We start from the raw sequence: 12335 nt of genomic DNA, 5'->3' as shown, positions 1-12335 counted from the left end.
GATTGTTATTTTAATGGGTAATGCTTGCTTTATTTTATAAGAGCCTACGTTGTCTCATGCTTGGTTTTTTATTGTGAATTTTGTGAAATATTAAAAATATTGAATGAGGAGCAATAAAATAGAAGCGATATTTATTAAGTTTGCTAGTGTGCAGTATAGGATGGTACAAGGAAGGGATGGAGAAGTCTTTGTCATTTTTAGATTATCTGGCATGTGAAGAAATTAAGCAAGCCTTCATACGGGAAAAGATAGCTTTTGTTCTTTTCGCTGATTGTAAAATATTCTTTAGTTGCATAGTGCGGCGGGCATATAGGAGGGTTTCTTTTCTGTCGCAGATATGATGAAAGAAAGGCATTTTTTGGTTAAGTGGAGCATTACGAGATATTGAATGGTGTTCAATTGTACAAGTTTTGTTGCGCTAGATAGTTTAAAGCACTACATTGAGCTCTTTGTAATTTCTCTTAGATAAGCGTTTTTGTTAGAAGCTTTGCAGGAAGAAAATATTTCTCTTTTGGATAGCACAACAATGTCTATTTCCGTTGTTGATGAATATGCAACGTTGTTGGAAGTTTTATCTCATTTTTGTTTTGTGGATGAAACAATCAGATTTTTGCTACAGACAATTAATAATGAGATGCCAATAAAAACTGTTTTACCTATAGTCTAAGTGTTCGTAATTCGCTTAGAAGTAAAATCGTTAAGTTTTTTGGTCTTATACGTGCCATTAAATGCAGATGAGTTGAAGATTATGCAGAAACCTTTTTATTTTACGCCAGAACTTTTGCTACGATATTTCACTTGGAAAATGGATAACAACGGTCGATTTTGTGATGTTCCAAAAGAGTTAGCTGAAATTGTTGGACCTATATTTTTTCTTATTTTAGGATCCTACTTTTATGGATTCGTCAACCAATTTCATGATGAACGGTATCAATTACTTAGTGGTCTTAGTGAAGCAGCTGCGCCTTAGAGCGAATAGGCGGTTTAATGACTTGTTGATGGTTGTCCTCAATACCTTGGTGTTAAATTATCTGCTTGGCCAATTTTTTATGCCAAACAGTGGCTTAAGGGTTTTCGTGGTTTGAAGATGCAAGAAAAAGTTCAAGAGAAAAAAGATAAAGAATCGGATACCAAAATGCAGAGTCTTTCAGAGATAGAGCGTTCAGCTTTTCGTGAGATCGCAGAACGATTGCGTGGAGAGTTGCATCCATCTGTAAGATGCGAGCCTTTGGTTAAAGAAACGGCTGTTTTGTTGCCAAGTGCACAGACATTGACGGCAAATGCTATAGAACAAACTCTCATAAAAGAACCAGCAGTGGTTTTATCATTGTTGGATGCAGCGATTAAAAGCGTTTTTTGGTTGGATGGGCAGGGTTTAATTCAATCGGTTAGCAGTGCTGCTTTGGCTTTAACTGGCTATGAAATAAATGAATTACTGGCACAGCCATTATCATCATTATTTACTTTGCAGAGCCAATTTTTAGTTGAAAAATATTTTAAATTGATTCGTACAAAAGGAAAAAATCAGATTTTTAATCGTGAGATAGCTGAGTTGGTGACGAAAAGCCATAAAAATATAACAGTTTCTATTACGATTGTCCCTTTGGCACGGCAAGACAATTATGCTGTTATATTGCATGATATAACCGGAATAATTCTACCGATAGATAAAAAAGCAGAAGAGAATAAAATAGTTGGAGTTGTTCATGAAATGCGGACGCCTTTGAATGCTCTCATTGGTTTTGCAGAAATTATGAGAGATGGCCGTTTTGGTATGATAGACAATGAGCGTTATCGTGGATATTTACGCGATATTATCTCATCTGGAAAACATATATTATCGTTGGTTAATCAATTACTAGAATGCTCAAAAGCAAATTATTCTAGCTCAAATGATCAGATCAATACGCCTCTTATAGCTGAAGCATTTGATGTGATATCTTGTTTGCGTGCTAGTATGGCTTTTCTTGAAACACAGGCTAATCATAATGGGATTATCATGCGTATTGTTGCTCCAGCTCATGTTCCATTTATTGGGGTGTCACGGCAAATATTGCGGCAAATTGTATGGAATCTTCTTTCCAATGCCATTCGTTTTACACCATCAGGTGGGCAAATTATAATTTATGTTTCTCATGGAAAAAAAGAGCGCGTAAAGATTGCAGTAAGTGATAACGGTATCGGGATGAGTGATGAAGAGATTGTACAGGCACTGCAACCTTATGGTCAGATAGAGCGTAAAGATGGACGCTCTGGTGATAGCGCTTTTATGGGAACTGGTTTGGGGCTACCGCTGTGTAAGGCAATGGTAGAAGAAAGTGGTGGTCAATTTTTATTATTTTCAAAACCCAATCATGGAACAACTGTGGAAATGTTTTTTCCTGTATTGCATGAGGCAAACCATACATAAATTCATTTTTTCTTAGCCAAAAGATCTCTAATTTCTGACAAAAGTTGTTCTTCTAGAGACATTTTCTTAGGGTTTTCCTCTTCTTCTTGTTTTCTGCGTACTTTATTCATAGCTTTAACAAAGAGGAAAAGAACCCAAGCAATAATAAGAAAATTGATAAGTAAAGTTATAAAGTTACCGTAGCTAATTGTTGCTCCAACTGCTTTAGCGGCACTCAGTGTAGCTTGTCTCTCTCCTGCAAGCTGAATAAACATGTTAGAAAAATCAATTCCACCCGTAATAAGTCCAATAATTGGCATAAAAATGTCATTAACAATTGAATTGACCAAGCCACCAAAAGCTCCCCCTATAATCACACCAATAGCGAGATCAATCATATTTCCCTTTAGGGCAAATTCTTTGAATTCTTTAAGCATTGCGTTTTCCCCTTTATATAAAAGATATACGATAATTTTAATTATCGCTTTTTATGAAAAAGGAAAGGGCAATTTTTATTTTCTAAAATATTATATTACAAATACCAAGAATTTTTTCCAAGAATATTATACATGTTAAAAAGTTTAATGAAGGGTTCTGCTTGATTTAACCCAAGGAGTATCTTGTAGAATTCAACGTGACGGAAAACTTTTTTATAAAAGCTGTATCTGTTCTTTTTATAAATAAAATCAGGAAGCTATGATTCATTTATACAATTATACAATCATTACAAAATCTTTTTGCTAACATATTGAAAAAATCTATTTTATGGGACATTCATTTCTCTTGTTTGCAGATGATTTCAATTTTTAATATTTTAACAATTGTGAAAAGGTAAAGAAAGTTTTTAAAAGACCAAAAGGCTCTCATTCTACGTAGTGTGCGTAAACATGCATAGCGATTATGTTATGAACTTTCTTGTAGTTATATTACGAATTTTCTTGTAGTAGAAGGCAGGCTCTGATTTGGATGATGGTTCATCTTTATTCGCGATCTTTTGGGTTAAAAGATTGGCGTGTGGTGCATTGGATCAATTTTATATTTGGAGAAGGATTGATGAGTTTCTTTCGTTGTATTGGTCGTCCTGCTTTATTTATGTTGGATCCAGAGCATGCGCACTGTTTAGCAATTATTGGACTGAAGAGTGGATTGAACAGTTGTCGAAAGGTCGTTGATAAACGTTTGTCTGTGACTGTTGCGGATCTTAAGTTTGAAAATTTTGTTGGTCTTGCTGCGGGTTTTGATAAGAATGCAGAGGTTGTCGATGCTATTTTTCGTTTAGGATTTGGTTTTACTGAAGTTGGTACAGTTACACCAAGGCCTCAGGTTGGAAATCCTAAACCGCGACTTTTTCGCTTAAGAGAAGATGAAGCAATTATTAATAGAATGGGTTTCAATAATGAAGGGCATCGAGTTGTTTATAGCAGGCTTCGTGCACGTAAACAACTTGGCATTGTTGGAATCAATATTGGTGCCAATAAGGATACTGTTGATAAAATTGATGATTATACTGCTGGTGTAGCTTATTTTTATGATATTGCTGACTATTTTACGGTTAATATTTCTTCGCCTAATACGCCCAGTTTGCGCGATTTACAAGCGCGTGATAATTTGCATCTTTTGATGAATGAAATTTCGCAAGTACGCAATGAGCAAAAGAAAAAGCATGGATTCTCTGTTCCCATTTTTTTAAAAATCGCGCCTGATTTATCAGAGAAAGAATTGGACGATATTGCTGAAGAGATGAAAATTTCTGATTTTGATGGTCTCGTTGTTTCTAATACTACTCTTTCACGCCAAGGGCTTAAGGATAGCTTACTAAGTGGTGAGGAGGGAGGGCTTTCTGGGAGTCCACTCTTCGAACTTTCCACTATTGTACTTGCAAAAATGCGTCAAAAATTAGGTAAGGAAATTGCAATCATTGGCGTTGGTGGTGTAAAGGATGCACAAACAGCTTTGGAAAAAGTGAAAGCTGGTGCAGATTTGATCCAATTATATAGTGGAATGGTTTATGAAGGACCAGACCTTGCCGTAACTATTCTAGAAGGCATTTTGCAGTTTATGCAGCAAGATGGTATTGATTCTATAAAAACCTATCGTGATCATCGTGTTGAGTATTGGGCAAAACGTCCGCTCCCTTTATGACAAAACTATTTTTTCTTAATAAAAAGTACAGGATTTTTTTTAAAAGGGGCTTGCAAACTTTTCTGATCTTCCTTATGTCACACAAACAGAGAATTAAATGTTTACGAAATAGTAAACAGTTGTGGTGCATTTATTTTTTATGCGGTTGTAGCTCAGTTGGTTAGAGCGCTGGTTTGTGGCACCAGAGGTCGTAGGTTCAAATCCCACCAACCGTACCAAAAAATTTTCCAAAAGATTTTATTGAAAATATTGTAAATGGATGTGCAAGACGAACAAACGCCTGCTAAGGATATTGTATCAACGACTATAGCTTCTTAGGGGCATAATGTTGTACAAAAAAATGCATGGCATGAAGTCCAAAAAACGAATAAAGGCGCATTGCGCTTTTCCTTTAAGAATTGGGCATCTCCTCTTAGCTTAATGAGTTCTCATTATGCATCCTTTACGCAAGATTTGCGATGGAAAGACTTTACGGAAAAAATCAATACGTTTTGTTTAAAAGATGCAAGTTTAATATGCCCTTCAATATGGAAGGGGATTTCCCAATGTTTGTTGTGATGAAGCAATTGCTATCTCTTGGCATGCCACAGGCTATTGGGTTTATTTCTCAGATGATGATTTCTTTCACCGATGCAGCGCTTGTGGCGCATTTAGGCGTTCAAACCTTGAGTGGTACAATGTTGGCTCTGAGTATGTTTAGTTTTGTTATGTTGTTAGGGCTAGGTATTATTACCGCAGTTGCACCAAAACTTGCGGAAAGTTTTCGCAAACAAGATAGAGATGCATTGAAGGCATGGTTTGATCAAGGAATATGGCTTTCCCTTTTGATTGGAATGACGAGTGCGATCATTTTACTCAACACGAGGAATATCTTGTGTCTTCTCGGCCAAGAGGGGGCAATTGCCAATATAGCGCAGGAATATAATAATGGCGCTGCTATAGGGGTGGTGTTTTTTTATCTTTATGTGAATAGCCGCGGATTACTGTCAGCAATTGGTAATCCAAAGCCCTTAACTTGGGTTATGCTTGCGGCTATTCCTATAAATTTTCTTCTCTCTTGGTCGCTTATTTTTGGTATAGGTTCTGCAAGCGGATTAGGTGTCTTTGGTGCTGGAATTGCGAGTAGCTTTATCCGTATTTTAATTGTTATGGCAGCGGCAATAATTCTGGTCCGCAATTCTGCTTTTCATTCCTTTCCCTTAAATTATTTGAGACCAAAGTTAGAGATTTCACGAATAATAAATTTGCTGCGCGTAGGGCTTCCCATTGGTATACGTATTCTTATTGCGGAGGGCTTTCCTTCTGTCATTGCATTCATGATTACGGCTTATGGTGTCCAAGCTTTGGCCGCGCATACGATTGGAATGCGTCTCGATATGCTTATTTCTGTGGTGGCTTTAGGGATTTCCAGCGCAGCCGCGACAATAGCAGCGTGGTATAGAGCTGATGGGAATAATATGGCTCTAAAACAGCTGCGTATGAGTGTTACAGTTTTTGCTGTAGCTTATGTCTTGTTTTTATCAGGAATTGTTTATCTCTCTTATGAATTTATTCTTACAACCATCTTTGATATTTCTCAGGACAGCGTTGTTGTTTTCTCTTGGGAGTTGTTTCCATTCATCTTATTGTCTTTTGCTTTTGGCACTTTAGGAGCCATGCTCAATGGCATACTTGTGGGCTTGCTTGATACGTTTTGGCCAACAATTGTTGTAACAATAGGCTATTGGGGGATAGGCTTATTTGGGGGAGCGCTCATGGCGCATTTTTTTGAATATGGTTTTATTGGCTACTGGCTTGGTATGACTGGCGCAAGCTTAATTGTTTCTCTCTTTAATTATATGCGCGTGGGTTATTTAATAAAACGCAATCCTATGTTTGGGGCGGAGTGAGTGTTATAAAAGCACTCACTGTGAAGGTATAGCACCTCATCCCACCTATAGAGGCTGTTTACTTCTATGTAGATAACAATATAGGTTATAAAACTTGCTTAATATGAAAAAGAAGTTCCTTTATTTGTAACTTTAATATTATCTATAGAGTTTTAAAATAATATAGGTTTATTAAAATCATTCGGCTTCAATGAGGAGTAAGTTCGGTAAATTGGAACAGTTTAATACCGTAAAAAATGGCTAGAAAAAGCGTGCCTATATTTATAGGCCGGTGGGAAATGATTTAAAAAAGTTATTGTTTTTATAAGTCATTACAATCGCTGTGCCAAAGTACATGCGTTTGTCAAAACACACGCAGCTGCTGATGGAGCTATTCTTTCAAATCCTGTTTATCACGAGTTTTATTCAGGGATTTTGAAGAACGCTCTTGATAATTTAGATTATGATGCTTTTGGGGATAAAGCTGTTGGTTCTCTTTCTCTCTCATGGCAGTACAGCCAAAAAATGCGCTACTGTCATGTTATTTTGGACCAGTTGTGCATACGCTTTATGGACAGGCACTGCAATGTCAGGTTGCTTCAGCTAAAGATGATTTTGCGTCTGAGAATGAAAACCGTACATGGGGATTTAGCAGCGAAGATGTACGGGCTCGCTGCACATAATCTTGCTGATGAAATGTATTATAGATTTTTAAACAATAAGGGAGGAGAATATGATCAAAAATGATAGGAAATACAATTATTTAGTCGTTGGTGGTACAGGAATGGTTGGCTCCCTTGTGTAGGTCATTATGGCTGGACGATGTGATTATCGCAGCGTGTTTTCGTTCTCATCAATCCAAAATTGAGTTATTTCAGACAAGGGCTAAATGTGTATTTTGGGATTATTACTGTGATAAGCTACAGGCGCAATTTTTAAAAGGGGCCCCCTATGGACGAGCTTGAAATATTGCCTATTGTAGGGGCATTCGTCTGCACATGTATTTTTGTGTAGATTGCTTGAGCAGCTGGCCTTATTACCGAAGCCCCTGCGTGTTGTTCATGTTTTTGGCTCTAATACAGAGGATAAAATAATCTCTGGATGTACGCATCATAATAAGATTGAGGCCACATCTGTAAAATTAGGTCGGAAAAGGCGACCAAATGGCTGGCGGTGGTCAACGAGAAAAGTGTTTATGATCATGTGATTTGTGAGAGTCGTATTGAGAAAGAGTTTGCACAAAATCTCGATAATAATCCTGATGTAAGATTATTTTTTTAGTTGCAAAGGAGTTTAAAATTGCAACGCTAATCGGCTCTTACACACCAGATTGGGCGGTATTAGAGTGTGAGGGCGAACAAAAGCTTTATTTTGCGCATTTTGCGGCGCTTGAGATGGGTTTCGAGTATGGTGCACAGCCGGTGACAAAATGGCGTGAATATAAGCGTACTTTGCCCGAAGGAGCGCATGAGTTTCCAAGTGCTGCGGTGGTTGTTACAGAATGATTGATGCATGAAATACTTAACCTAGGCGCGAGGAGGAGAGCAAAGCTTTTTATATCAAAATAATAAATTAACAAAAGGTAGCTATAAAGTAGCTATAATGTGTACTTCATGTTAAATTTTATTGTTTTCATTTAATACAGGAGGTAAAATTACGAAAACTAAAGATGTATATAAACCACTGAAAAAAATTCAAATTAAGCGGGCTGATGTTACTGCGCTCAACGCCCAAGCAAGTGAGTAGAAAATGGCTGTTCGACGCTCCCTTCTGAATTGAGGTTTTAAAATATATAAAGCTGGCAGCAAAAAAAGCTGCCAGCTTTATAGCTTTTGGATATATTAATGACAATAGATTATGAAGTTAAAAAATTGCTCTATGGCTGTGCGGCAATGAGCGGGGTTCGGCTGATTACAGGTTCCTTCCATGCTTTTTTTTTCTTGTCTATGGGTGTTAGTATAACACAGTTAGCTTTATTGCAAATTGTGTTTAGCGTAGCTATTTGTATTTTTGAAGTGCCTTGTGGGATTTTAGGAGATAAAATCGGCGTTAAACAAAATGTTATCTTATCATGTTTCTTTTTTTCGCTCTTCTTCTTTTTATGTATTTACGCGCCTAATCTTTCTGTCTTAATTCCGGCAGAAATTATTTATGCTTTAGGCTTTGCTTTATGTTCTGGCGCTGATAGCACATGGATTAAAGGCTTAATCGACGGCGGTGGTTACAAGGGTAGTTTGATCTACCACCAAGTAAACGCCTATAAACGGGAACTAACGGCATTCATGAATATGGTTGCTGGTGCGCTAGGTGTTCTTATTGTTTTGTGTATGGATAATTATCAGTCAGCATATTATTTTTGTTCTTTCGGGTTTCTCGTGCTTATATTCTTGTTTAGTCGGGTGACGGGGATAGCTATTGCATCTGTTTCGGGTAGTAAGCCAATAGACTCAGGTTCTTTGTTGCATGCAACAGAAGCTTTTGCTTATTTAGTTACCTCAAAGATCGGGTTATATTATATATTGATATGTGGTTTTATTGTTGCTGCATTGCAGCCTATATTTCATTTTTGGCAACCTTTTATTTTGGGTCAAACAGGAGTATTAGACAATGCAACAGGAAAGACTAAAATCCTTATTCTTGGCCTGTGCTTTGTGTCTTATACTTTCGTAAAATACTTATTTAATCGCTTTGTAATTAAATATCTTATGCAAAAATATGCTCCTATGGCAATAACTTTGTGCTCACTAGTCCTGAGTGCTGTTGTTATGCTTGCTCTGCTTCTCGTTGCAAACAGTTGGGCCCCCATTATTTTATTCACCGTATTTCACAGTTTTTTTTCTGTCCCTGTGACGCAGTTTGAAGCAGAATTTTTTAAACATATTCAACAAAAGAATGCAAATACGGTTTTATCCATTGTTAATTTTCTTGCACGTATTTTTGGTATTTTAGCGCTTGTGCTGATTGGTTGGTTGGCGAATAATGTTTGTATAAATGTTTGTATAGAAGCAGCTTTTTGTTTCGCCTTGCTTTGTATATGTTTAATTATTCCGCTTAATTTGGCTTGGCTTTATACTGATAAAAAATTAATAAAAAACGAAGAGGTCTGAGAGTGAAGATACAGTTGAATAGGGCCTTGCCTGTGACTTACATAAAGACACAAGAAAAAATAGTGTGTGTGTCATCTTATATGGATTTAGTTGAAATTAATGGCTGTCCATCGTTTTTAGTAGAGATGCTTATAGATTTGAATGTACCAAATGAATGTACTGCTATTAGCCAGAAATATCGCGAACGAGCATATCAAGAGGCTTATGATATTGATGTGTTGTTACAAGATCTTATGGAGTATAAAATTATATCTACTGTTTAGAAACAGGATAGATACGATAGACATCGATTGTTTTTGGATATGGCAGGAGTAGATCATGATCTTGCTATGCGGTCTTTACAGCAGGCTAAAATTGGGGTGATCGGTGCAGGTGGCATTGGTTCTAACGTAGCAACCCTTTTAGCTGCTGCAGGTATTGGTTATTTAAGGATAACCGATGGCGATTGAATTGAATTATCAAATTTAACAAGGACCACCGCTTTTATTGAAGCACAGATGGGTCTGCGAAAAGTAGATGCTTTAAAAGCACGCATTTTAAAGCACAACAGTACTTGTCAAGTTGTAACTTTGCCGCGTTTACTTGAGATCGAGGCATTAGATGAATTTTGTTCTTTTTTAATAGGAGTCGACCTTGTTGTATTGTCTGCTGATCCACCGAATGCATTTGAGTTAATGGCTGAGATTCAGAAAAAGATTTCGACTCCGGTTATTAATGCAGGATATTTAGGGCGTTTGGGAGCCATAGGTCCAATGTTTTTTCCAGATTCCAATCTTGGTTTTGATGTGCTCGCTAAAAATATGGATATAGAATGTAGCGAGTTAAGATATACTATAAATAAAAACTATCAGGCTCCTTCTTACGGACCGCTAAATTATCTTGTTTCTTCTATTTGTGCTCATGAAGTAATTAAATACGTATGTGGTGACTCCCGTTTTCTTCATAATAAAAGATTGTTTATTAATCTTGATAATTATGAAGTAGCGGTATACGATTACATAAGTGATGAAATTTTACTAGAACATAGTAATGTTTTTCCATCTCAAGATAATTTACATGATTTTGATATCGTTGCAGAACATTATGTGACTTCACGAGAAGTTGATAGCTTAAATGAAATTTTACTCAATGATATAGTTAATAACCTTTTGATAGAAGGATGCTATAGAGCATCCCTAGATATTGGATGTGGGATCGGAACGTATTCAAGAGTTTTAGAATGTTGTTCGGATATGGTCGTGGGGATAGATACCAATCAAAAGATGTTAGATAGGTCACGAAAATTAGGGGAAGCCACTGAGTATTTAGAAATTGATATTAATGAATATAAGACCGATATGTTATTTGATTGTATCGTTTTGTCGCTTGTACTAGATCATATTTGTGAATATCAAAAATGTATAGAGAAGGTAGCAACGTTGGCACAACGAGGTGCAAAAATTCTGTGTATCCCCCTAATCCAGTTAAAGATTCTTGTGTTTCTGGTGTTGATAAAGAAATTATCTTAAAAAAAATATTTTTACGAGGTTAAGCAAATTAAAACACGCCTTAATAAAATGGCAGTGTGATGTCTCATCTTACGTCTTATAAGCGAACGTTATCAAGTTATATTAATACTTTTTTTAAATATGGTTTTGTTCTAAAGAAAATTGTAGAGCCACAACATCCAGATCCGCTGAAAGCTAGTCATCATGTTCCGTATTTCACAGTTTTGGAGTTTCGGTATGGTTAGGAATTTGCTTTTTTTACAGGAAGACAAGCGCAAATCATTTTCATTTACTAAAGATGTTTGTGAAGTATTTGATGATATGGTGGTGCGGAGTGTTCTTGGCTATGAAAATATTTAAAAAATTATATTGCTGCTTTATACGAAGTTTTCAAAAAATAATATATTTATAGATATCGGATGCTCTACTAGAACTACGATGCATAAATATTGAATGAGGGGCTTGTGGAGCATTGTTATGGAGTTGATTTATCGCTTGATATGCTTGAGGAAGCGAAAAATAAATGAGCTTCTAATTTAAGCAAAATAACTTTTGGGAGTCATAATTTTTTATCGGATGGTAAATGGCGCTGTATAGAAAATTTAAGGCCGGATTTCATAATACTGAATTTAGTTTTGCAGTTTATTAGACCTGTAGACAGAGAAAAATTTCTCAGAAATATTCAAAGCTCATGTGAGCCTAAGCCAACACTGGTTGTTTTTGAAAAAATTGTTTTTCCTAATACACTTATAAATGATATATATATTGACGCTTATTTGCAGTGGAAAGAAAAAAATGGATATTCCAAGACTGAAATTGACAACAAAAGAATAGCTTTGGAAAATAAATTAATACCAAATTTTGATAATGAAAATATAGATCTGTTTAGAAATGTTGGTTTTAAAAATATAGAGTGCTGCTTTTCTTTTTTAAACTTTAAAGGGTATCTATGTTATTAATCATAGGAGACATTTTTAATGACAGATTATATCTGAGGGCACGAGACACTAAGACATATCACTTGCAGCCGGCATCTTTGTTACAAAAAAATATTTTTGAATCCCTTACATTTAATAAAAACGTATTATTGCATTCGTTGAATGCTTTAGGTATTTTTTATAGAATTGAAGACAATATTGAAACAATATGTATCAATCATGAAGATGCATTAGGTGATCGGATAAATCGTATTTTTTACTAGCGTAAAATGTATTTTTTCGCGGAAGAATAACCATTGGTTTTGTTCGTTTTACGGTCTGGACAGAGAGTTTTTAGCGCTCATTTATGACTACCTTAGAACTTATTCCGTGCACCAGCTTGATGGATACATCTGCTTTTTGAA

Annotated in this window: 12 protein-coding genes, 1 tRNA gene and 2 pseudogenes; 14 read left to right on the top strand and 1 reads right to left on the bottom strand. The window is 36.1% G+C overall.

Going from position 1 to position 12335, the window contains the following annotated elements; genetic code table 11:
- Window positions 1–526: 526 nt before the first annotated feature.
- From MCO_RS11210 to MCO_RS05630, 3 genes are all read left to right on the top strand, one after another.
- Window positions 527–667, top strand: coding sequence for a hypothetical protein (locus tag MCO_RS11210; protein WP_245256851.1), 141 nt, complete (start codon window positions 527–529; stop codon window positions 665–667).
- A gap of 81 nt (window positions 668–748) precedes the next feature.
- Entirely contained in the window at window positions 749–970 is a 222-nt protein-coding gene (locus MCO_RS11205) for a hypothetical protein (protein WP_007553178.1), read from the top strand.
- Between the two features lie 117 nt (window positions 971–1087).
- Complete coding sequence (locus MCO_RS05630) at window positions 1088–2410, top strand: HAMP domain-containing sensor histidine kinase (protein ID WP_007553177.1); 1323 nt, start codon at window positions 1088–1090, stop codon at window positions 2408–2410.
- A 2-nt stretch (window positions 2411–2412) separates the two neighbouring features.
- On the opposite strand, the gene mscL is transcribed toward MCO_RS05630, so the two are convergent.
- Window positions 2413–2826: a large conductance mechanosensitive channel protein MscL gene (mscL, locus tag MCO_RS05625; RefSeq protein WP_007553175.1), complete on the bottom strand. Its 414-nt coding sequence runs from the start codon at window positions 2824–2826 to the stop codon at window positions 2413–2415.
- 616 nt (window positions 2827–3442) lie between these two features.
- Here mscL and MCO_RS05620 point away from each other — a divergent pair.
- The 11 genes and pseudogenes from MCO_RS05620 (at window position 3443) to MCO_RS11505 (ending at window position 11353) form a co-directional block, all read left to right on the top strand.
- The gene (locus tag MCO_RS05620; RefSeq protein ID WP_040298957.1) at window positions 3443–4531 is read left to right on the top strand and encodes a quinone-dependent dihydroorotate dehydrogenase; all 1089 of its coding nucleotides are present in this window, start codon (window positions 3443–3445) and stop codon (window positions 4529–4531) included.
- Window positions 4532–4672: 141 nt separating this feature from the next.
- Window positions 4673–4749, top strand: a tRNA-His gene (locus MCO_RS05615).
- 327 nt (window positions 4750–5076) lie between these two features.
- A complete protein-coding gene (locus MCO_RS05610) occupies window positions 5077–6420 on the top strand; it encodes an MATE family efflux transporter (protein WP_007553173.1) in 1344 nt (447 codons plus the stop codon).
- A 294-nt stretch (window positions 6421–6714) separates the two neighbouring features.
- Window positions 6715–7146 (top strand): NADPH-dependent FMN reductase, encoded by a 432-nt coding sequence (locus MCO_RS05605; RefSeq protein ID WP_371137042.1) that lies wholly within the window; start codon window positions 6715–6717, stop codon window positions 7144–7146.
- 426 nt (window positions 7147–7572) lie between these two features.
- Window positions 7573–7680 carry a hypothetical protein gene (locus tag MCO_RS11200; protein WP_371137040.1) on the top strand — a complete coding sequence of 36 codons (108 nt, stop codon included), beginning with the start codon at window positions 7573–7575 and terminating at the stop codon, window positions 7678–7680.
- Window positions 7668–7730, top strand: a pseudogene (locus MCO_RS11565) (hypothetical protein); the annotation flags it as partial. The gene MCO_RS11200 and the pseudogene MCO_RS11565, both read left to right, overlap by 13 nt.
- 513 nt (window positions 7731–8243) lie before the next feature.
- Window positions 8244–9506, top strand: coding sequence for an MFS transporter (locus MCO_RS05600; RefSeq protein ID WP_007553171.1), 1263 nt, complete (start codon window positions 8244–8246; stop codon window positions 9504–9506).
- Between the two features lie 32 nt (window positions 9507–9538).
- The gene (locus tag MCO_RS05595; protein WP_196794028.1) at window positions 9539–9769 is read left to right on the top strand and encodes a hypothetical protein; all 231 of its coding nucleotides are present in this window, start codon (window positions 9539–9541) and stop codon (window positions 9767–9769) included.
- A gap of 27 nt (window positions 9770–9796) precedes the next feature.
- Window positions 9797–10462 (top strand): annotated as a pseudogene (locus tag MCO_RS11195) (ThiF family adenylyltransferase); the annotation flags it as partial.
- 129 nt (window positions 10463–10591) lie between these two features.
- On the top strand, window positions 10592–11014 hold the full coding sequence (locus tag MCO_RS11190; RefSeq protein ID WP_256364621.1) for a trans-aconitate 2-methyltransferase: 423 nt from the start codon (window positions 10592–10594) through the stop codon (window positions 11012–11014).
- Between the two features lie 216 nt (window positions 11015–11230).
- Window positions 11231–11353, top strand: coding sequence for a hypothetical protein (locus MCO_RS11505; protein WP_007553167.1), 123 nt, complete (start codon window positions 11231–11233; stop codon window positions 11351–11353).
- Window positions 11354–12335 lie beyond the last annotated feature (982 nt).

Source organism: Bartonella sp. DB5-6 (genome assembly GCF_000278115.1).
GTDB lineage: Bacteria > Pseudomonadota > Alphaproteobacteria > Rhizobiales > Rhizobiaceae > Bartonella > Bartonella refiksaydamii.
This window is presented reverse-complemented; position numbering and strand designations above follow the sequence as displayed.